The organism is Idiomarina sp. ST20R2A10, from assembly GCF_051842345.1.
GTDB classification, from domain to species: domain Bacteria; phylum Pseudomonadota; class Gammaproteobacteria; order Enterobacterales; family Alteromonadaceae; genus Idiomarina; species Idiomarina loihiensis.
In genome coordinates, this window is sequence record NZ_JBNIEY010000001.1 from 177,576 (window position 1) to 197,854 (window position 20,279).

Annotated in this window: 17 protein-coding genes and 1 riboswitch; of the genes, 13 read left to right on the forward strand and 4 right to left on the reverse strand. The window is 45.5% G+C overall.

What is annotated here, in order from left to right; all coding sequences use genetic code 11:
• Entirely contained in the window at window positions 1–471 is a 471-nt protein-coding gene (locus tag ACP7H9_RS00905; RefSeq protein ID WP_011234694.1) for a hypothetical protein, read from the reverse strand.
• A 101-nt stretch (window positions 472–572) separates the two neighbouring features.
• Here ACP7H9_RS00905 and ACP7H9_RS00910 point away from each other — a divergent pair, with 101 nt between their 5' ends.
• The 4 genes from ACP7H9_RS00910 (at window position 573) to ACP7H9_RS00925 (ending at window position 5,976) form a co-directional block, all read left to right on the forward strand.
• On the forward strand, window positions 573–2,507 hold the full coding sequence (locus ACP7H9_RS00910; RefSeq protein WP_439222067.1) for a PAS domain-containing protein: 1,935 nt from the start codon (window positions 573–575) through the stop codon (window positions 2,505–2,507).
• A 61-nt stretch (window positions 2,508–2,568) separates the two neighbouring features.
• Complete coding sequence (locus ACP7H9_RS00915; RefSeq protein WP_253620049.1) at window positions 2,569–3,405, forward strand: AAA family ATPase; 837 nt, start codon at window positions 2,569–2,571, stop codon at window positions 3,403–3,405.
• 10 nt (window positions 3,406–3,415) lie between these two features.
• Entirely contained in the window at window positions 3,416–4,585 is a 1,170-nt protein-coding gene (locus ACP7H9_RS00920; RefSeq protein WP_286823440.1) for a vWA domain-containing protein, read from the forward strand.
• Window positions 4,582–5,976: a phospholipase D family protein gene (locus tag ACP7H9_RS00925; protein WP_011234690.1), complete on the forward strand. Its 1,395-nt coding sequence runs from the start codon at window positions 4,582–4,584 to the stop codon at window positions 5,974–5,976. Before ACP7H9_RS00920 ends, ACP7H9_RS00925 begins: the two co-directional genes overlap by 4 nt.
• Before the next feature lie 12 nt (window positions 5,977–5,988).
• On the opposite strand, the gene ACP7H9_RS00930 is transcribed toward ACP7H9_RS00925, so the two are convergent.
• Window positions 5,989–6,867 (reverse strand): MBL fold metallo-hydrolase, encoded by an 879-nt coding sequence (locus ACP7H9_RS00930; RefSeq protein WP_286823437.1) that lies wholly within the window; start codon window positions 6,865–6,867, stop codon window positions 5,989–5,991.
• Window positions 6,864–9,776, reverse strand: coding sequence for a ligand-binding sensor domain-containing protein (locus ACP7H9_RS00935; RefSeq protein WP_439222068.1), 2,913 nt, complete (start codon window positions 9,774–9,776; stop codon window positions 6,864–6,866). Before ACP7H9_RS00935 ends, ACP7H9_RS00930 begins: the two co-directional genes overlap by 4 nt.
• Window positions 9,777–9,912: 136 nt before the next feature.
• On the opposite strand from ACP7H9_RS00935, the gene ACP7H9_RS00940 reads away from it, so the two are divergent.
• From ACP7H9_RS00940 to ACP7H9_RS00980, 9 genes are all read left to right on the forward strand, one after another.
• On the forward strand, window positions 9,913–10,962 hold the full coding sequence (locus ACP7H9_RS00940; protein ID WP_011234686.1) for an NAD(P)-dependent alcohol dehydrogenase: 1,050 nt from the start codon (window positions 9,913–9,915) through the stop codon (window positions 10,960–10,962).
• 44 nt (window positions 10,963–11,006) lie between these two features.
• Window positions 11,007–11,184: riboswitch (Lysine riboswitch) on the forward strand.
• 97 nt (window positions 11,185–11,281) lie between these two features.
• Entirely contained in the window at window positions 11,282–12,622 is a 1,341-nt protein-coding gene (gene lysC / locus ACP7H9_RS00945) for a lysine-sensitive aspartokinase 3 (protein WP_439222069.1), read from the forward strand.
• 81 nt (window positions 12,623–12,703) lie between these two features.
• Window positions 12,704–13,048, forward strand: coding sequence for an HvfA family oxazolone/thioamide-modified RiPP metallophore (locus ACP7H9_RS00950; protein WP_110013236.1), 345 nt, complete (start codon window positions 12,704–12,706; stop codon window positions 13,046–13,048).
• A gap of 85 nt (window positions 13,049–13,133) precedes the next feature.
• Window positions 13,134–13,931 (forward strand): undecaprenyl-diphosphate phosphatase, encoded by a 798-nt coding sequence (locus ACP7H9_RS00955; RefSeq protein ID WP_110013235.1) that lies wholly within the window; start codon window positions 13,134–13,136, stop codon window positions 13,929–13,931.
• An 11-nt stretch (window positions 13,932–13,942) separates the two neighbouring features.
• On the forward strand, window positions 13,943–14,770 hold the full coding sequence (locus tag ACP7H9_RS00960; RefSeq protein ID WP_110013234.1) for an ion transporter: 828 nt from the start codon (window positions 13,943–13,945) through the stop codon (window positions 14,768–14,770).
• On the forward strand, window positions 14,754–15,470 hold the full coding sequence (locus tag ACP7H9_RS00965) for a M48 family metallopeptidase (protein WP_110013233.1): 717 nt from the start codon (window positions 14,754–14,756) through the stop codon (window positions 15,468–15,470). The genes ACP7H9_RS00960 and ACP7H9_RS00965 overlap by 17 nt, the downstream gene beginning before the upstream one ends.
• Window positions 15,471–15,580: 110 nt before the next feature.
• The gene (locus ACP7H9_RS00970; protein WP_110013232.1) at window positions 15,581–16,021 is read left to right on the forward strand and encodes a VOC family protein; all 441 of its coding nucleotides are present in this window, start codon (window positions 15,581–15,583) and stop codon (window positions 16,019–16,021) included.
• A gap of 89 nt (window positions 16,022–16,110) precedes the next feature.
• A complete protein-coding gene (locus ACP7H9_RS00975; protein ID WP_110013231.1) occupies window positions 16,111–18,336 on the forward strand; it encodes an NADP-dependent isocitrate dehydrogenase in 2,226 nt (741 codons plus the stop codon).
• A gap of 134 nt (window positions 18,337–18,470) precedes the next feature.
• Entirely contained in the window at window positions 18,471–18,941 is a 471-nt protein-coding gene (locus tag ACP7H9_RS00980) for a hotdog fold domain-containing protein (protein ID WP_110013230.1), read from the forward strand.
• Here ACP7H9_RS00980 and ACP7H9_RS00985 read toward each other — a convergent pair.
• On the reverse strand, window positions 18,931–20,247 hold the full coding sequence (locus ACP7H9_RS00985; RefSeq protein WP_110013229.1) for a M24 family metallopeptidase: 1,317 nt from the start codon (window positions 20,245–20,247) through the stop codon (window positions 18,931–18,933). The two genes, ACP7H9_RS00980 and ACP7H9_RS00985, sit on opposite strands and share 11 nt — an antisense overlap.
• Window positions 20,248–20,279 lie beyond the last annotated feature (32 nt).

The following is a 20,279-nucleotide window of genomic DNA, read 5'->3' on the forward strand; positions in this document are numbered from 1 at the left end:
CTACAAACCATGAACATCGAAACTGGCATCACAAATTTGTTCAAAGCGCTCGGCGGCAAGCTGACGGGCGCTGTTTAATTGCCTTGCCGTAAGCTGGTGTAGAAAACCATCAATGATTTTAGCCGCTTCGCTTTCACCGGCGCGATCCGCTAGCGTTAGCCAGCAACAAGCGTGAAATATACTTTCTGGTAAATCCTTGCCTTGCAAAAACATTTGTCCTAAATACAACATGGCCTTGCTGTGGCCAAATAACGCGGCGCGCCGAAAGTGCTTGGCGGCTTCAAACCCTTGCCCGGTTTTAAGTAAGTCTGCGGCTCGCACATAATGATGTTTTGCAAAACGTTGCCAGTATTCAGGCCCCCGGATAGTTGGCTTCTGTCGACCAGGCAAACGGGTTTGCGCCAACTCTATGAGTTGATCAACTTGTGTCAGTAGAGCTGTTTGCCATTCATTGACGTTTGCCTGGGTCATCCGGATGTCGTTGTTTTTATGTTATTGTTTTTGCCAGTGTACACCAAGTTGCTACTGCGGCAAACTGGTTGCAAGAAAGCCTTTAAAGTGAGTCCGAATAAATGCCAACACGTATTTCCAATGAAAACCTCGCAGCTCTGCTGAATGTGGGAAGTCATTTAAGTCTGTTTATTTGGGAGGATGCTCCGGGGTGGCCAGTACGTTTTGTTTCAGACAACATACAAGACCTTTTAGGCTATAAAAAAACGCGCTTAGAAAGCCATGAAATTCAGTACCGGGATCTCATTAATCAGGACGATTTGCCCCGTGTCATGAAGGAGGTCAATTCACTTCTTAGCAAGGAATCCGGATCTTCATTGACTCATCAGGATTATCGGGTAAAGCATGCTAAAGGACACGATGTATGGGTATCTGATACAACGGTACTATTACGATACGAAGATGGTAAGAACCATCTTTATGGTTACTTGATTGATGTGACTGAACGTAAACAGTTGCAAATTGCGCTCGAGATGGAGCGCAATCGATTACAGCTTATTTTAGATGCGACCCGTTTAGGTACCTGGGAATGGAACCCGCAAACCGGCGTTACCATTTTTAACCAACGCTGGGCTAGTATGTTTGGCTGGGACGTCTGCGAGTTGGAAACGAATGTAGAAAGCTGGTCTAGTCGTTTGCACCCTGAAGATTACGACGACGTATGGCAGGCGATTAAGAATCACCTGGACGGAGTGACTCCTTTCTATGAAAGCCTTCATCGCATAAGGCATCGTGACGGTCATTGGGTTTATGTACTGGACAGAGGAAAGATTATAGAGCGGGACAACCAAGGCCGGGCCATTCGCTACACCGGAACGGTTACCGATGTCACAGAACAGAAAAAAGCCGAGTTGAATGCGTTAAAAGCCGCTCATGCAAAAAATGTGTTTCTGGCGAATATGTCACACGAAATCCGAACCCCTCTACACGGTATACTGGGTATCGCCTCTGTGTTGGAGTCAACAGACCTCAATCCATATCAGCAGCAATTACTGGGTACAATAAAGAACAGCGGCGACTATCTGCTGACAACGTTGAATGATGTGCTCGATTTAACCCAGGCCGAAGAAGGGCAGCTAAAAGTCAAAAGAGGTGTTCACTCGCCGGCAAAAGTGTTGGGCCATGTTATTCAGCTGTTTGAACAGCCTGTAAAAGATAAAGGTCTGGAATTTATTATCGATATTGATGCTGATATCCCGGAGCGAACATTAATGGATCGGGCTCGTATTGCCCAGGTGATCAGTAATTTAGTCAGTAACGCTTTAAAGTTTACCGAGCGAGGCTCTATAGCGATTAAAGCAAACTGGGAAGTTGATAGCGAAAAACAAAGCGAAGGCGACCTTATCGTAAAAGTACAGGATACCGGAGTTGGTATTTATGATACTCAGCGTATTTGGCAACTTTTTGAGCAAGAGCAGGATGGGTTAAACCGTCCGGAAGGCGGCAGCGGACTGGGGCTTGCCATAGTACGTAACCTGGTGCAGTTATTAAGCGGTACTATTCAGGTGGATAGCGAACCTGAACAGGGTTCCTGCTTCACGCTTTGCATACCAATGAGCGTTCAGTCTGAAAGCGTACACCAACCGGAGCAAAATGTTCTGCCTAAGCTATCGAAAAAACAGGTTCTGGTCGTTGATGATAATAAAATCAACCAATTGATAATAAAAGAAATGCTGCTGTCTCTTAACCAATATGTTGATTTGGTAAGTGATGCCCATAATGCATTAAAAATGATGCAGGCCAGAGACTACGACGTACTCTTTATGGATCTTCATATGCCGCATATGGATGGTATGGAGGCAACTAGGGCGCTGCGGGATATGCACATTCACCAACCTTATGTGATTGCGCTTACCGCGGACGCTTACCCTGAGACACGCACTCAGGCGTTGCGTTCCGGCATGGACGATTACGTGACAAAACCTTTTGTCAAAGCCGATATAGCCAGAGTGCTTGAGCGTTTTGATATGCTGTTATCCAGAAAGCCCACTGATTAGCACCGCCAGAGTGTCTGTTGTACCATAGGCTCAGTTTTAAGCTTAATGTAAGGGATATGGAATGGATTTTAGCAGTAGCTCTCAGTATGTCGTGTCGCAAGAACTGGCGACAGCCGTTAACGCCGCCGTAACACTGGAGAAACCTTTATTACTAAAAGGTGAGCCGGGCACGGGTAAAACTCGTCTTGCCGAGGAACTGGCAAATGCTTTAGATACCGAGTTGCTGCAATGGTCAATTAAATCCACTACGAAAGCGCAGCAGGGTTTGTATGAGTACGATGCAGTCTCTCGTTTACGTGATAGTCAGCTGGGCAGTGAAAAAGTACACGATATTAGTAATTACATTCGGCCCGGTAAATTGTGGCAGGCGTTTACCGCGGAAAAACGTCCTGTTCTGCTCATTGATGAAATTGATAAAGCGGATGTTGAGTTTCCGAATGACTTATTGCACGAGCTGGATCAAATGGCGTTTCACGTTTATGAAACCGGTGAGCAGATTAAAGCCGAGCAGCGTCCCATTGTGCTGATTACCTCGAACAATGAAAAAGCCTTGCCCGATGCGTTTTTACGCCGCTGCTTTTTCCACTACATTCAGTTTCCTGACAGCGACACATTAAAAGCCATTGTCGATGTACACTTCCCTGATTTACATCGTGATTTACTGGATACCGCGCTAGCGTTGTTTTTTGAGTTGAGAGATGTGCCCGGGCTGAAGAAAAAACCATCGACATCGGAGTTACTGGACTGGTTACGCTTGTTATTGGTCGAAGATATTGATGCCAATGAATTGCGTAAAAGCCGTGAACAGGGCGGTTTGCTGCCTTTATCAGGTGCTTTACTCAAGCACGAACAAGATGTGGAGCGCTTAGCTGAATACGCTCGCATTCAACGGCGCTAGTTTTCGCATTATGTTTATAGATTTTTTTCAAACCCTGCGACGGCATGGGCTAAAAACCAGTATTACCGAATGGCTGGATTTACTTAGTGCCATGAAAGCCAACTTAGCGTTTGCCGATGTCGAGCAATTTTATTATTTATCGCGGCTTATTCTGGTAAAAGATGAGTCCCAGTATGACAAGTTCGACCGTGCCTTCAGCGAATATGTGGATAAAGTTGCTAAAGTTGATGTGACTGAGAAAATTCCGCATGACTGGTTAGAGAATGCTTTGAAGCGCAACTTGAGCGATGAAGAAAAAAGCAAAGTTCAGCAGTTGGGCAGTCTGGATGAGCTCATGAAAACTTTTCAGGAGCGCTTAAAAGAACAGCAAAAGCGTCATCAGGGGGGCTCGAAGTGGATAGGCACAGGTGGAACTTCGCCTTTTGGAGCGTATGGTTATCACCCCGGTGGTATCCGCATTGGGCAGGACGGTAACCGTAATCGCAGTGCGGCGAAAGTATGGGACAAGCGCGAATTCCGTGATCTGGATGACAATGCCCGGCTTGAGCAGCGCGGTTTTCAGGTGGCGCTCAGAAAGCTACGTCAGTTCGCCCGCACCGGTGCCGCGACTGAACTTGATTTAAACAGCACCATTGAAGCCACTTCAAAAAAAGGTGGTCTACTTGATTTGAAGTGGCAGTCCGAGCGTCATAATGCGGTTAAAATTATTCTACTGTTAGACGTTGGCGGTTCAATGGACGACTATGTTTACCAGTGCGAGCAATTGTTCACCGCGTTAAAAAACGAGTTCAAGCATCTGGAGTTGTTTTACTTTCATAACTGCGTATATGAAGGCGTGTGGCGGGAGAATTCACGCCGGCGCGAGGAGCAAATTCCGACTAAACAGTTAATCCAGACTTACGGCGAGGACTATAAGCTGTTGTTTGTCGGCGATGCTACTATGGGGCCGTACGAGATAGCGTATCCGGGGGGCAGTGTAGAACACTGGAATGAAGAGCCCGGCGAAGCCTGGATGAACCGTTTAACCCGTCACTTTGACAAAGTGGCCTGGCTTAACCCGCAGCCAGAAAAACATTGGCGTTATTATATGTCGGTTAGAATGATACATGACTTAGTGGATGGAAGAATGTACCCATTGACTCTCGAAGGGCTTGAAAGGGCGATGAGTGGATTGCGATGACACCTTTACTGCCCGCGTGCCCGGACAATCAGTTTCAATTGCTGGAAAATGCTCACCGGGCGTTGATTGAACGGGTGAGGTTAATACGTCAGGCCAGGCATCATATTGCGTTACAATACTATTTGTGGCGCCCCGACAGCAGTGGCCTTACCCTGCTTAAGGAATTACTGGATGCCGTCGAGCGTGGCGTGCGGGTCGACCTTCTGCTGGATGATTTGCACAGCAAACCTTTAGAACCTTTATTGCGAGATTTATCCTCCCGCGCTAATTTCAATATTAGGCTTTTTAATCCTTTTAAGCACAGACGCTGGCGCTGGCTAAACTGGTTAACCGACTTTAAGCGCATGAATCGACGAATGCATAATAAATCGATGCTGGTCGATGCGGAAGTGGGGATTGTCGGTGGGCGAAATGTTGGTAATGAGTATTTTGGTACACATGCCGGACAACTGTTTTCCGATCTTGATGTAATAGCGAAAGGCAAAATCGTTAAGACGTTACTTGATGACTGGCGGCAATACTGGAACTGCACTTTATCGGTTGCGGTTAACGCAATAAGCTCGTCGGATAAACCGAGATTGTTTAACGATATTTGGAAAGGTTATCAAAAACAACCGGAACTTCGAGATTTACACCAGTTTGTTCTTTCTGACGAACACTTGACAGACACTCCCCAGAGCGACGCTGAAACCTGGTATCAGGCAACCGCAACGGTTGTCAGTGATGATCCTTTAAAGGCTCTGCCTGATAGTAAGCCGAGCCGGTTGGTGACGCAGCAGTTAACGCAAACTCTTGGCTTGGCAAAGCAATCTATTGTTTTGGTTTCTCCTTATTTTGTGCCGACGCCTACAGGTGTTAAAGAGCTGGAGAATTTGTCGGAGCAGGGAGTAAAAGTTCGCGTGCTGACTAATTCACTGGCAGTGACAGATGTCCCGGCCGTACATGCGGGCTACCAGCGACACCGACGAAGGCTGTTGTTGTCAGGTGTAAAACTGTTTGAGCTGAAACGAACCGAGGAAAAGCCTTTACGTAAAGATGTGCGTCCTTATTTCAGACGCTCGGCGTCTAGCCTGCATGCTAAAACCGTGACAGTGGACAGTGAGAAAGTCTTTGTTGGATCATTTAATTTTGACCCGCGTTCTGCGCAAATTAACACAGAGTCGGGGCTTTTAATTGAGTCAGCGGAGATGGCGGAGAGAATTAACGCGATGTTTGAGCACGAACTACCGCTGCGATCGTATGAGGCTCGACTCAACCGTTTTTATAAACTGTATTGGCTGGATAAAAGTAAAATACCGGCGTTACGGCTCTACAAAGAGCCGGGAGCCGGTATTTGGCGACGGTTGGCGGTTTGGTTAACCGCCAGGTTGCCGGTTGATCATTTGTTGTAGATCTTCAACTCATTATAAGCGATTCAGTGGAACCTTCAGATAAACAGTGCCGTTATCTTCTGCCGGTGGAAGCTGTCCGGCGCGAATGTTTACCTGAATTGACGGGATAATGAGTCGGGGCATATTTAGCGTCGCGTCACGTTCTTCACGCCATTTCACAAACTGTTCTTCAGTGGCTTTGCCGCCGACATGAATGTTATTTTGCTTTTGATCCGCTATCGACGTTTTACATTGATGCTGACGTTCTTCCGGCGGGTAGTCGTGGCAAATATACACTTCGGTGGTGTCTTCCAGTTCAAATAATTTCTGAATAGAACGATAGAGGGTATTAGCACTGCCACCCGGAAAATCACATCGGGCAGTGCCAACATCGGGGTTAAAAAGTGTGTCGCCGACAAACACTTTGTTTTCATTAATTACGTAGGCGATATCTGCGGGTGTGTGTCCCGGTGTATGTATCACCCGAATTGTCATTGACCCAAGGTGAAAGGTTTCACCGTCTTGCAGAAGTTTGTCAAAATGCTCGCCGTTAGGGAGAAACTCTTTATCCAGGTTATAAACCTGCTTAAACGTTTTCTGTACTTCTGTAATGTGTTCACCAATAGCAATAGGTGCCTGAAGATGTTCTTTTAAATAAGGCGCCGAGCTTAAGTGATCAGCATGAGCGTGAGTTTCTAATAACCAAGCAACATTAAGCTTATTGTTTTTTACAAACTCGATAATACGGTTAGCACCTTCGGTATAGGTTTTCCCGGAGGCATAGTCAAAGTCGAGTACTGGATCAATAACAATGGCGTCTTTACTTTCTGAATCGTAAACTACATAGCTGAAAGTTTCGCTGTCGTTATCTAAAAACGCCTTAACCTGAATTTTCTCTACTTCTTCACTCATGGTTTTGACTCCACACGGTTGCGGCCTTCACTCTTGGCCTGGTACAGAGCTTTATCTGCAGCAACTAGTAAACTTGAATGGTCAGCATAGTCGTAGCTGCTGGCTACGCCAATACTAACGGTAATCTTCATATCTTCAACCAAGTCATCAAAGAGGGTTGTAGCAATGCGTTCGCGCATTCTCTCACTGGCTTCTCTGGCAATTTCCAGTTCAGAGTTGGTAATGAGAACCGCAAATTCTTCGCCACCCCAGCGGGCAACGTAGTCTATGTCGCGTATTTCATCATTTAAAATTTCGGCCAGACGAATAAGCACTTTATCACCGATAGTATGCAAATAGCGGTCATTAACCTCTTTAAAATAATCGACATCAATAATAACCAGGCTTAAATAGGTTCCGTCGCGGCGACAACGATTAAGTTCATGCTGCAACCGCTCATCAAAGGCTCGGCGGTTCCCCAGGTTAGTTAAGGGATCTTGTCGAGCCATGGTTTCCAGGTCGGCGGTTTTCTCTTTGACCATTTGTTCGAGTTGCAAACGGGTTCTGTTGTATTGATTAAGGCGCGCTCGAACGACAACCAGAACCAGCAGGGCAGTGATTAAAGAGGCAATAATCCAGAACCAGGGTTGCATCCAAAAATGAGCGGACTGCCGAAATGAAAAATAGTCGGGCTGACTCCACTGGCCTCCGGGGTATCTTGCCCTTACCTGAAAAACATAGTCTTTGGCCGGCAAAGTCGTGTATTCAACTGAATTGAATGAGTTTTTATCGACCCAGTCTTCGTCAAAACCTTCTAAGCGTACCTGATAATCAATGTGTTCAGCCATAAGGTAACCGGGAGCAACAAACTCAAATACAATACGATCAGTATCTGCGCTCAACTCTTCGCCAAAAATGACCGGTTCATTGTCTGCTTTTACCGATTCAATATTGACTTCCGGAGGGAGGTTACCAATTTCGGTGATGGTATTTGGATCGACGACCGAAATACCTTTGCTTGTCGCCAGCCAGATGCGTCCATCGGAACTTTCGAGAATTGAAGGGCCGCCCGTATTAATTTGAGCACTTTCAAGACCATCAACTTCGGTATAGCGCTGAAAGTCGAGCGTGTCTGCTTGCCCGTTTAAAACCTCTGTAAATGAGTCGTGTTCCACCATGATAGGCCCCCGGCTTGAACCAAGCCAAAGGTTCCCATCGCCGTCAAAAGCAACGGACATAAAATTATCGAAAGGAAGCCCTGTGTCACGATTAAAAATTTGCCAACTATTCTTATTGATATTGTGAACAATAAGTCCACGGTCGGTTGCAAGCCAGAGGTAGTCGCCCCGTTCCGTAATATGAAAAGCGAGTTGCGCATTATTAAGGTGAGTTAAGTCAATGGGGGTTATTTGATAATTAAAACCCTCTTCTTTGGCGACAATTTCTATTTGAGCGACACCGGCGCCGGAGCTGACCCAAAGTTTTTCGTTCTTATCCAAATACAGTGCCATGACAAAGTCATTAGACAGTACATCTTCTAAAGGGATATGCTGCGATACCCAAGTGCTTTGCGTATTTTGATACAAATGGGTGACGCCATTTGGTGTGGCTAGAAAAATTCCGAGTTGCTCATCGACTGCAATTTGCCGCACTTCATTTGATTGGAGCAAGCCATCACTAGTGAAATGTCTGGTAATGTTTTCCCCATCCCAGATATAAAGACCGTCGGTGTAACTGCCAATGTAGAGTTTTTGCTCATCGTCATAAGCCAGAGACAATACGGACAAATTGCTTAATAGGGTGTCTGCAGCCAGCGGAGAGATATCGAATTCATCAATAACAGATACTCCAACACTGGAGCCTACAATAATTGCGCCATCCTTATTTTCAGCTATTGCTCTGACGTAGTCTCCTGTAAGGCCATTTTTAGTCGTATAAGAGGCAAATAAGGAGTCTCTGAACTGCACTAGACCGCCGTGTGTTGCTACCCAAAAGCTGCCTTCTTTGTCTTGAATAATGTCGAGTACGTGGTTATTAGGTAAGCCCTGTTTAGTGCTAAGTCTTTCGATACCCGATTGATTTATTCTTAGCAGTCCATCCTGATAGGTTCCTAACCAAATTTGGTCGTCGGCAGTCTGGAAAATAGTGCTTATTCTGCTGTCAATTTCAGGTTTAAAAGGTTCAAACTCGGTATCATTAACCTGTTTATAAAGGCCTTTCTCTGTACCGACGAGTAAACGGTTATCGTTTAGCTCGAATAAAGTGATGATAACGTCCTCTGGAATCGTTGTTATATCGATAAACCTCGATTTACCCGCCTTTTTAACCTGCAAACCTTTATTCGTTGCGGCCCATAGGTTTCCATCGGAATCAACAAAAGAGTCAAAAATGAACATAGAATCTAAACCATGTTCGGTGGTGAACTGAGCAATACGTTCATTATTTTTATAAACAAGTATGCCAAGCGTTGAGGTGGAGACCCAGAGATTACAGTTTCTATCAATGGCTAAATCGTTGACAAAAGGAGGAGCTGACTGAAGCGTTTGCCAGTGGCCATCATAAAAACGGGCAATACCGCCGCGGTTACCGGCAACATAAACGCTGCCATCGCAAGGGCTATAGGCTAAGGTGTACATACCTATATCGGGTAATCCGGTCTCGCGTAAATTATCATAGATGTCAAAACGACGGCCGTTAAAGCGGGTCGGCCCCTGCCAGGTAGCAAACCATAAATAGCCTTTATCATCTTGAATAATTTCGTTGATAGAGTTGTGAGGCAAACCATCGCGGGTTTCCCAGTGTCGAATCAAATAGTCGCTCAGTGGACGTATTTCATTTTCTGCACTATTTTCATCAACAAAAGCTGCCGCCACTGATACCTTCAGAGACAGAAACAGGGTAACCAGCAGTAAGGAAAATTGATACTTCATAGGTCTTCAATTATTGAACAGCATTTTTGAATGGTATGTTGTCCCTGACTGGGTTGCAATAACTCAAAAGGACTACAATCTAAAAAATGAATTGATGAGTACATTAGTGTGATAAATCAAATGAAAGGAGCAACAAATGACCAAAGCCTATGCCGCACAATCGGAAACTTCTGAGTTAGCGCCTCACCCAATAGAACGTCGTGAGTTGCGTAGCGACGATGTTGCTATTGATATCACTTACTGTGGCGTATGCCATACCGATATTCATTATGCAGAGAACGACTGGGGTGGAACCATTTACCCGGTTGTGCCGGGGCACGAGATTATCGGCAAAGTCACGGCTGTCGGTGACAACGTGAAGGGGTTTAAAGTAGGAGACTCGGTTGGGGTTGGTTGCATGGTTGACTCTTGTCGCGAGTGCTCTTCATGTGAGCAGGGGCTGGAGCAGTACTGTCTGAATGGAATGGTTCCAACCTACAACGGTGAAGATCTACATGATAAAAGCGTAACTTACGGCGGCTACTCAGAAAAAATAGTGGTCAGTGACCGTTTTGTTGTGCGAGTGCCGGAAAAACTCGATCCGGCAAAAGCGGCACCGTTATTGTGTGCGGGCATTACCACTTACTCTCCACTGCGTCACTTTGGTGTAAAAGAAGGGCATAAAGTGGGCGTTATTGGCATGGGTGGCCTGGGTCACATGGGCGTCAAGTTCGCCAAAGCCATGGGTGCCGAAGTCACTATCTTCACCCGTTCGGAAAGCAAAGTTGCTGAAGCAAAACGGCAGGGCGCAGACAATGTCATCATCTCAACCGACGATGAGCAAATGGAAGCGGCCGCTGAGACTTTTGATTTCTTGTTGGATACCGTACCGGTGCAACATGATTTAAACCCTTATATTAACTGTCTTAAAGTTGATGGCACTCATATTCTGGTCGGTTTACTGGAACCTGTAGACCCAGCGTTGCAAGCAGGAGCTCTGGTCATGAAACGCCGGGTGTTGGCAGGATCTTTAATTGGCGGTATTCCTGAAACTCAGGAAATGCTGGATTTTTGTGCGGAGCACAACATTCACTGTGACGTGGAAATGCTTGATATCCAGAATATTAATGAAGCCTTTGTGCGGATGAAAAAAGGTGATGTTAAATACCGTTTCGTTATTGATATGGACACGTTAAAACAGTCTTAAATCGCAAATGAATTGACCACGCTTTATTGGGCGTGGTCTAATTCAGGCCGAGAAGAGGTGCGTACATCAGGGACTTTTGAGCTTAGGCCGCCAAAGCCAGAGTTAAGTCGAAAGAGAGGGGATGTGACGCCGAGGTAATATTGTCATTTTGGCGCAATGTTGCCGGTTGCAGGGTTTGAACACCCGCAACTGTCACCTTTAAGGTGGAGAGCTTCTGGTGTTTGCATCCCCTTTAGTGGCTAAATCCAGCTACTGTTATTTTTTTTCTGCAAAGCCTAAGTTCTCCGAACACTTTTGTTGTCTTGTTCGGGAGAAAACTGTGACTTTTACCGTTGCAAAGTTCGGAGGTACAAGTGTCGCTGATTACGCTTCAATGCTCCGTTGTGCTGAAATTATTCAAAGTAATTCATCTATCCGTCTGGTAGTTGTTAGTGCCTGTGCGGGGGTGACTAATCGATTAGTCGCGATAGCAGACCTGCAGGGAAGGCAGATAGAAAAGCTATTAAATGAGATATACGAGATTCATTTCGCTATTCAGAAAAGGCTCAAAAATGCCAGCCAGGTGCAAAAATCATTAGAGCAACTGCACCATAAACTCGCGCTTCATTGCCAAAAAATTACAGAAGACCAAGCTTCATGGCGAGATGAGTTGCTGAGCTTCGGTGAACGATGCTCCAGTCTGCTATTTTCCTCATTACTTGTTGAGCAGGGGCTGTGTTCCAGTACTCTTGATGCCCGGCAGCTACTTAAAACCAACAGTGATTTTGGTCGTGCTCAGCCAGATGAAGTGACTACAAAATCTCATTGTCTGGAGCAGAAACAAAAGCTTGAGTCCGGATGTGTGCGGGTAACTCAGGGATTTATTGGTTCTGATGAAAATAACCAGACAACGACTCTGGGCCGCGGTGGAAGTGACTACAGTGCGGCGCTTTTAGCGGCAGGCTTTAATGCAACGGATTTACAAATTTGGACCGATGTTGCGGGCATTTATACTACCGATCCCCGAATCTGCCCCAGTGCACGTGCTATAGCGGAAATGAGCTTTTCTGAAGCAGCGGAGCTGGCCACCTTTGGGGCAAAAATATTGCACCCATCAAGCCTGGCTCCGGCAATAAAAAACGACATTCGCGTATTTATCGGTAACAGTCAGGATGCGCTTTCTGGTGGGACCTATATTTCTGCCAGTCCGACAAGCCGGCCCGATGTTCGCGCTATTGCGCTGCGCCGTGACCAGACTTTAGTGACTGTTCATAGCCTGAATATGTTGCATGCAAGCGGCTTCCTCGCAAGGCTTTTTGAAATACTGGCTCGGTATAACGTGAGTGTTGATTTGGTTACCACCTCAGAAGTTAGCATTGCGTTAACTCTGGATGAAGGCGGCAGTGCAGCGAATGGGCAGGCTTTATTACCGGCAGCAGCCCTGGAAGAACTGGAGCAATTTTGTCGGGTTGAAGTGGAAACAGGTCTATCTCTTGTTGCTATTATTGGTAACGGTATTGGGCGAGATGCACACATTAGTCAGCTGACTTTTAACACCGTTAATGATTATGCGGTGAGGCTAATATGTCAGGGAGCCAGCGAACATAACTTATGCTTTCTTGTCGCAGACAATGAAGGCGAGAATGTGATTCGCACTTTGCACGACAGAATATTGCGTTAATAATGTGTAAATAATTGTCTATTTATTGTAAATATAAACTACAGTTAAAGAGATTCTGGCAACCAAATTCAGGTGACTATTATGAAACAACTGACATCGAAAACTCTGGCAATTACATCGGCTCTTTCCGTCGCTTCAGCAATGAGTATAGGGGCTGCTCAGGCAAATCCCTTTGAAGCCACCGAACTGTCGTCTGGCTACGAAATGTCTCAACCACAGGAAATGAAGTGCGGCGAAGGCAAATGTGGCGAGGAGAAGAAAGAAAAATCTGAAGAGATGAAAGATAAAAGAGATATGAAAGACAAAGCTAAGGAAGGCAAGTGTGGAGAAGGCAAATGCGGCGAAGGAAAGCGTGGTGACGAAATGAAACATGAAAAGTCTGAGAAAAAAGGTGAAAAGTCAGAAGAAGGTAAATGTGGCGCCTAATCGCTTAATGTTACTTTCGTTCTAAGGACGAAACTGACTATAATGCTCGCTTTCTATTTGAGCAGAATGAAGGCGAGCTTTTTTAATGGATTTCTTACAATCGATCATCCTGGGTATTATCCAGGGAATAACCGAATTTCTTCCAATATCCAGCTCTGCTCACTTAATTTTAATGCCTATACTTACCGGCTGGGACGATCAGGGTGTCGGCTTTGATCTTGCGGTTCACGTCGGTACTTTACTCGCCGTAATTCTGTATTTTCGCAAAGATGTCAGTGAACTCTTTGTCGACGGGCTTCGTTCGATTGTTGCACGCCAGCATGTTGGACAAAGCCGATTGGGCTGGGCCGTTGTTGTCGGAACTATACCTGCCTGCATTGCCGGAATACTGTTGCTGGATTACATAGATACTGCGCTAAGGGCTGTAGGAGTTATCATAACCACTACGGTTGTGTTTGCTCTACTTTTGGCCGTTGCAGATAGATTCGCCCGGGGCAGCAGAACTTTGCAGGATATTGGTTTCAAAGACGCTATTATTGTTGGTCTTGCTCAGGCTGTAGCGCTTATTCCGGGAACCTCTCGCTCTGGAGCAACCATAACCGCAGGGTTGTTTTTAGGTCTAAATCGGGAATCAGCTTCAAAGTTTTCATTTTTTATGGCCATTCCAATTACGGCGGCGGCGGCTTTGGTAAAGTTATTAACCATAGCTTCAGAGTCTATAGCCGTAGATTGGTTAGGTTTTTTAGTTGGCGGTATTGTGTCTTTTTTAACCGCGATTACGGCTATTCACTTTTTCCTTAAGTGGCTTAATGCGTTTGGTATGTGGCCTTATGTTATCTACCGGCTGGTGCTGGCGGTTGTGTTGTATTTTCTATTTTTCTGAGTCGATAATTTATGTACGAAAACCTCAAAAAGCAGTTATTTCGGCTTAAAAGCAACAAAACATTTGAAGCGTTAGTGGTCGCCGTAATCATTATATCGGCGTTGGAAATTGGAGCAAAAACCTACGAATTACCGGCTTTTGCTAATAGCCTGACGTACGGTTTAGATCTCTTTATCACGCTGTTCTTCTTAATTGAGATTAGCATTCGCTTCATCGCTGAAGACAATAAGAAAGCGTTTTTCAAAGACGGTTGGAATGTGTTTGATACTCTGGTTGTAATCATGAGTCTCATACCTATAAATGATTCTGAACTGGCTCTGCTGGCGCGATTGGTTCGGATATTCCGGGTACTGAGGATGATATCAATTATTCCGGAGCTGCGAACCTTAATAAACTCCTTGCTCAAAGCGCTTCCGCAGATGGGATATGTCGTCCTGCTGATGTTTATTATCTTTTATATCTATGCGGCTGTTGGCAGTTACTTATTCGCCGATATCAATCCGTTCTTATGGGACAACATCGCCACTTCAATGCTCACGCTGTTCAGGGTGATGACTTTTGAGGACTGGACAGACATTCAGTACGAAACCATGGAAGTGTACGGCTGGAGCTGGATTTACTATATGACCTTTATTTTCCTGACCGCTTTTGCGTTCTTGAATATGGTTATTGGTATTGTGATTAACGTCATGGATAAAGAGAGCCGGAAAATTGAACTTACTGAGGACGGCTTGGGTGAGGGCTTCGTGGACAAAGAACCTACTATAAGCGATCTGCAACAGGAAATTCGCGAATTGAAACAACTGATCGTGGCTCAGCAAGATGTCGAAAGAAAGTAAAAGCTTATACAGCGCAAAACTTCTTATTAACGATATTCCTGTTACGGTTAAAAGTAAGCGCATAAAAAATATGTATTTAAGGGTGCGTGCGCCTTCAGGCGATGTTGAAGTCTCAGCTCCTAAGCAGTGCTCGCTAAATGAAATTGAACGCTGGCTGTTTGAACGCCATGACTGGCTGATAAAGCAACGCCAACGAATTGCTAAACAACCAAGCCGGCCAGAACTTCAGTTTGTATCAGGAGAGGAACACAAGCTTTGGGGTAAAAGTCACACACTGGATGTTGCAGTTAAAAAGCGCGGAGCCTCAGTGAAATGTGAGGGTGAGCAGTTACAACTGGTTTCTCTGCCACATTACAATGCTGATAAACGTAAAAAGATTATGGATCGCTGGTATCGTGAGCAAATTACCCGGGAAGTTGAAGCTTTACTGGATATCTGGCAACCGCGAATGGGAGCATATAGTAATAGCTTTGGCATCAGGGCAATGAAAACCCGTTGGGGTAGCTGCAACATACGCAGCAAAAAAATATGGCTAAATTTAGAACTGGTTAAAAAACCGGTCGAATGCCTGGAATACGTGCTAGTTCACGAACTTACACACCTGTTTGAGCGTTATCACAACGCGCGCTTCTACGCCTTGATGGATGAATTTCTCCCGGACTGGCGTGACCGAAAGAAGCTGACCAACCAGTTTATCTAAGCTCTTCACCTATTTGATAGTTATGAACCATTGCAGGTGTCTTAGCCGTACTGTGAAGGGATAGATGAGCGTGGTGCAAAAGCTCTAATTGAAAAAATAGGAGATTAGCGGTGCAATATTTACATACGATGGTACGTGTACATGATTTGGAACAATCTTTAAATTTCTATTGTGATTTACTCGGCTTGCAGGAAGTCAGCCGCAAGGACGTGGAAAAAGGGCGTTTCACCCTGGTTTTTTTAGCAGCACCAGACGATATTGAAAGAGCGAAGAAAGATCAGGCTCCCATGCTGGAACTTACCTATAACTGGGATCCGCAAACTTACCGCGGTGGTCGTAACTTTGGCCATTTAGCCTTTCGGGTTGAGAATATTTACGAGCTTTGCCAAAAGCTGATGGATAACGGTGTCATTATCAACCGGCCACCGCGAGACGGTCATATGGCGTTTGTACGTTCACCGGACAATATCTCCATTGAGCTATTACAGAAGGGTGATAGCTTGCCGCCGGAAGAGCCGTGGACATCCATGGAAAACATTGGCGAATGGTAATTAAAGGGCAGATCCTCTATAATCTGCGCCACAAAACTATGTAAGTAAATGAAGCAATTTTTACTTTGGTCCAATAAATAGGAATGACTATGTCGACTGATAAAGCAAAGATTATTTATACTGAAACGGACGAGGCCCCGCGCCTTGCTACCTATTCGTTTCTGCCTTTTATTGAAGCATTTACTAAAGCTGCAGGTGTTTCAGTTGAGACTCGTGATATTTCTTTGGCTGGTCGTATTATTTCGCAGTTTCCAGAGTACCTGACCGAAGAACAACGTCAGTCAGATGCTTTAGCTGAACTGGGCGAAATGGCGAAAACCGCAGAAGCCAATATTATTAAGCTGCCAAACATCAGCGCGTCTATTCCGCAAATGACAGCCTGTATTAAAGAACTGCAAAAACAGGGCTATAAACTGCCGGATTACCCGTTTGACCCGCAAACCGACGAAGAGAAAGACGTTCGTTCACGTTACGACAAAGTGAAAGGCAGTGCGGTTAACCCGGTATTACGTGAAGGTAACTCTGATCGTCGCGCACCAAGCGCTGTAAAAAATTACGCGAAGAAGCACCCGCACCGTATGGGTGAGTGGTCTAAGGACTCCAAATCACACGTTGCTCACATGAATGAAGGTGATTTTTACGGTAGCGAAAAGTCTGTGACGTCTGCCAGCGAAGATACCTTCAAGATTGTTTTTGAAAGTAATGGTGAGCAAAAAGTACTGAAAGAATCTGTACCAGTATTGGCTGGTGAAGTAGTTGACGCGGCGACTATGAGCAAAAAGCAACTACAGGCCTTCTTTGAAAAAGAAACGGTAGCGGCAAAAGAGCAGGGCGTATTGCTGTCATTGCATTTGAAAGCCACCATGATGAAAGTTTCTGATCCAATCATGTTTGGTCATGCGGTACGTGTTTTTTATAAAGATGTTTTAGAAAAACACGCCGATTTAATGAAAGAGATTGAGTTTGACCCAAGCAACGGTATTGGTGACCTTTATGGCAAGCTGGACAAACTGACAGCAGAGCAGCGCGATGCTATTGAAGCAGACATGAACGCGGTTTACGCTAAGCAGCCTGAACTGGCTATGGTCAACTCGCATAAAGGCATCACTAACCTGCACGTTCCAAGCGACATTATTATCGACGCATCTATGCCGGCGATGATCCGTGACTCTGGTAAAATGTGGGATACCAACGATAGCCAGCAAGACGCAAAAGCAATGATCCCGGATCGTAGCTACGCTGGCGTTTATCAGGAAACCATCGACTTCTGTCGTGAAAACGGTGCCTTTGATCCGGCAACTATGGGCACAGTGCCTAACGTTGGCTTAATGGCGCAAAAAGCAGAAGAGTATGGTTCGCACGATAAGACCTTTGAAATTCCAGCCGACGGAGTCGTGAAAGTTTTCAATAAAGCCGGTGATGTCGTTTTCGAACACAAAGTAGAAGAAGGTGATATCTGGCGCATGTGTCAGGTGAAAGACGCACCTATCCGCGACTGGGTTAAGCTGGCGGTTAACCGTTCACGCTTAAGCGGTATGCCGGCGGTATTCTGGTTAGACAGCAACCGTGCTCACGATGCTCAATTGATTAAGAAAGTGGAAGAGTACTTAAAAGAGCACGACACTGACGGTCTGGACATTCAGATTATGGCACCGGTTGAAGCGACTCGCCACACGTTACAGCGTGTGAAAGAAGGCAAAGACACCATTTCTGTTACCGGTAACGTATTGCGTGACTACCTGACTGACTTGTTCCCAATTCTGGAACTGGGCACCTCAGCGAAAATGCTGTCAATTGTTCCGTTAATGAACGGCGGTGGTTTGTTTGAAACCGGTGCCGGCGGTTCAGCGCCTAAACACGTACAGCAGTTTGTTGAAGAGAACCACTTACGCTGGGACTCTTTAGGTGAATTTTTGGCGTTAGCGGCTTCTCTCGAGCACTTAAGCCGTACTTTTGATAACAAACGTGCTTTAGTGTTGGCCGACAGCTTAGATCTGGCAACAGCTAAGTTCCTGGAAGAAAACAAATCGCCATCGCGTAAAGTTGGCGAAATTGATAACCGTGGTTCACACTTCTACCTGGCTATGTACTGGGCAGAAGCACTGGCTAACCAGAACGAAGATGCCGAGCTGAAAGAACGTTTCAGTAAGTTGTTTGAAAAACTGTCTGGTAACGAGCAGGCGATTATCAATGAGCTGAACGAAATTCAGGGCGTTAAAGTGGACATTGGTGGTTACTATCAGCCAAACACAGATAAAGTATCTGCAGCAATGCGTCCATGTTCAGTACTAAATGAAACACTTAGCAGCTTATAATTTACATAGTGTAAGCTAAGCTCTAACTATAAGAAGCAGGCTGCGGCCTGCTTTTTTTATATCTGTATTTTTTGTCTGTACATTAGTACATTCTGAAACAAGGTTTTTATTAACAAAGGTCTGGAGTAACGATTTTGGCAACTGGCAACTACCTAATTAATTTATACGAACGCTGCTTAAAACTGCCTTTTGGGCGTAAGATTTTCTCTGCAATGTTTGCCCGAAAAGCTCCTTACTTTAAAACAATTAAGCCGCTTATTACCGAATTAAAACCGAACTTCTGCCAGCTGACGTTTAAGAAGCGAAAGGCTGTACAGAACCACATTGGCACTGTGCACGCTATTGCTGTGTGCAACGGCATGGAAATGGCGATGGGGGCATTAGCCGAGGCGTCGATTCCTAAACATCTGCGTTGGTTACCGAAAGGCATGAATGTGCAGTATCTGGCGAAAACTGACAGCGATGTGACCATAGAAGCAGTCAGCTCAGAGTCAACCTGGCAACCGGGCGATCAGCCTATATCCGTAGAAGCCAAGCGTAGCGACGGCACGGTTGTAGCCGCCGGGCACATTACTATTTATGTTTCAGAAAAGCCTAATCGATAAGATGAAAGGACTGTTGTCTGCCGTTTAAGTAGCTAACTCCGTCACCATCAAAAAATGCATCCTCTTCCAGCATGATGGTGACGGCTTTATCCTTGAATGTGGTTTTGTTATTTAGTTCTATAGAATAAGCCGTATTAGAAAATAACGGGTATTCTCCTCCACCTGGTATTGCGTGCTGTTTGTCCCACATACCAATGGTTGGCCCTGATCCATGGCCGTAATAACCAATAGGGTGAGTATAAATCATGGGCTCCAGACCTTCGCTTCTCGCTTCTTCTAATGCGGCGAGCAAAATGTCATTGCCTGAACGTGTCTCTTCAAACTGTTTGGTCAAAATATCCTGTAGCTGATTAGCATTGATTAGTGCTTGTTTTAGGGCTTCAGGAGCGTCTGACTCACCTTCTTTTAAAACATAGGCATGTTGCTGAGTATCGGTATTTAAGCGCAGGTAGGTAATGCCAAAGTCCACGTGCAATAAGTCGCCCGGTTGTATGACGATTCCGGTTGAACGCGGATGCCCGGGTTGAGGGTCATCGATACGCTGCACACTCACGGAAGGATGGAACCAAACGGGCAGGTTCTCTTGTGCAGCACGCTCACGGAACCACCATTGAAGGTCTTCTGTGGTGGTCTCACCAACCGAGATTACTTTGTTTGAAAACCCCTCGGCGATAATCTGGTGCGCAAGCTTAACGGCATTACGATAATAGGGCAGTTCTGCTTCTATCCGTTTTTCAAGCCAGGAGACGGCGAGCGGTTCAGCACTGACAATTTTATTTTTTAAATTGTCGGGTAAAGCGGCCATGAAAAGCTCTTTATCCGTTGCTGTAATCCCGTCGGCCTGAGCGAAGTCTTTCGATTGACTAATTGCAATAGAACCGGGGTTACGCTCGGTAATGACTTCCGTCAGGCGTTGCCATTGATTAGGTTGTTGCTCTGGGTTCCAGGCGCTTTTAAACACCTCACCAACGTTATAACGAGCTATTGCTAAGGTTTCCAGATTCTCACCATTGCCCGGGTTATGGATAACTAAGATGGTTCTTCGTCTTGCAGATAACCAGTCGCTGGGCAGAAAGGTTTTAAGAATTGGATCTTCGTTGTACTCGCGACTTATTAATACCCACATATCAATGTCAGCTTGTCGCATCAGATCCGGAAGCAGTTGCTGCACACGTTGCTGAAGAAGGTCATCAACAACTGCTGCACGTTGTTTAAGAGGTAGGGGGCTTATATTTTTTGCAAGCACGTTAGCGGAAAAGATAGTGCTGCAAGTTAGGCTGGTCAGGAGGATGATTTGTTTTAGCATAAGTGCTACCGATATTAAAAAAGGGACCCGAA

Excerpts from the sequence above, each read along its gene's own strand:
- ACP7H9_RS00915 (WP_253620049.1), top strand. The coding sequence starts at position 2,569 with ATGGATTTTAGCAGTAGCTCTCAGTATGTCGTGTCGCAAGAACTGGCG.
- ACP7H9_RS00950 (WP_110013236.1), top strand. The coding sequence starts at position 12,704 with ATGAAACAACTGACATCGAAAACTCTGGCAATTACATCGGCTCTTTCC.
- ACP7H9_RS00975 (WP_110013231.1), top strand. The coding sequence starts at position 16,111 with ATGTCGACTGATAAAGCAAAGATTATTTATACTGAAACGGACGAGGCC.
- ACP7H9_RS00905 (WP_011234694.1), bottom strand. The coding sequence starts at position 471 with ATGACCCAGGCAAACGTCAATGAATGGCAAACAGCTCTACTGACACAA.
- ACP7H9_RS00965 (WP_110013233.1), top strand. The coding sequence starts at position 14,754 with ATGTCGAAAGAAAGTAAAAGCTTATACAGCGCAAAACTTCTTATTAAC.
- ACP7H9_RS00925 (WP_011234690.1), top strand. The coding sequence starts at position 4,582 with ATGACACCTTTACTGCCCGCGTGCCCGGACAATCAGTTTCAATTGCTG.
- ACP7H9_RS00960 (WP_110013234.1), top strand. The coding sequence starts at position 13,943 with ATGTACGAAAACCTCAAAAAGCAGTTATTTCGGCTTAAAAGCAACAAA.
- ACP7H9_RS00955 (WP_110013235.1), top strand. The coding sequence starts at position 13,134 with ATGGATTTCTTACAATCGATCATCCTGGGTATTATCCAGGGAATAACC.
- ACP7H9_RS00920 (WP_286823440.1), top strand. The coding sequence starts at position 3,416 with ATGTTTATAGATTTTTTTCAAACCCTGCGACGGCATGGGCTAAAAACC.
- ACP7H9_RS00910 (WP_439222067.1), top strand. The coding sequence starts at position 573 with ATGCCAACACGTATTTCCAATGAAAACCTCGCAGCTCTGCTGAATGTG.
- ACP7H9_RS00985 (WP_110013229.1), bottom strand. The coding sequence starts at position 20,247 with ATGCTAAAACAAATCATCCTCCTGACCAGCCTAACTTGCAGCACTATC.
- ACP7H9_RS00930 (WP_286823437.1), bottom strand. The coding sequence starts at position 6,867 with ATGAGTGAAGAAGTAGAGAAAATTCAGGTTAAGGCGTTTTTAGATAAC.
- ACP7H9_RS00940 (WP_011234686.1), top strand. The coding sequence starts at position 9,913 with ATGACCAAAGCCTATGCCGCACAATCGGAAACTTCTGAGTTAGCGCCT.
- ACP7H9_RS00935 (WP_439222068.1), bottom strand. The coding sequence starts at position 9,776 with ATGAAGTATCAATTTTCCTTACTGCTGGTTACCCTGTTTCTGTCTCTG.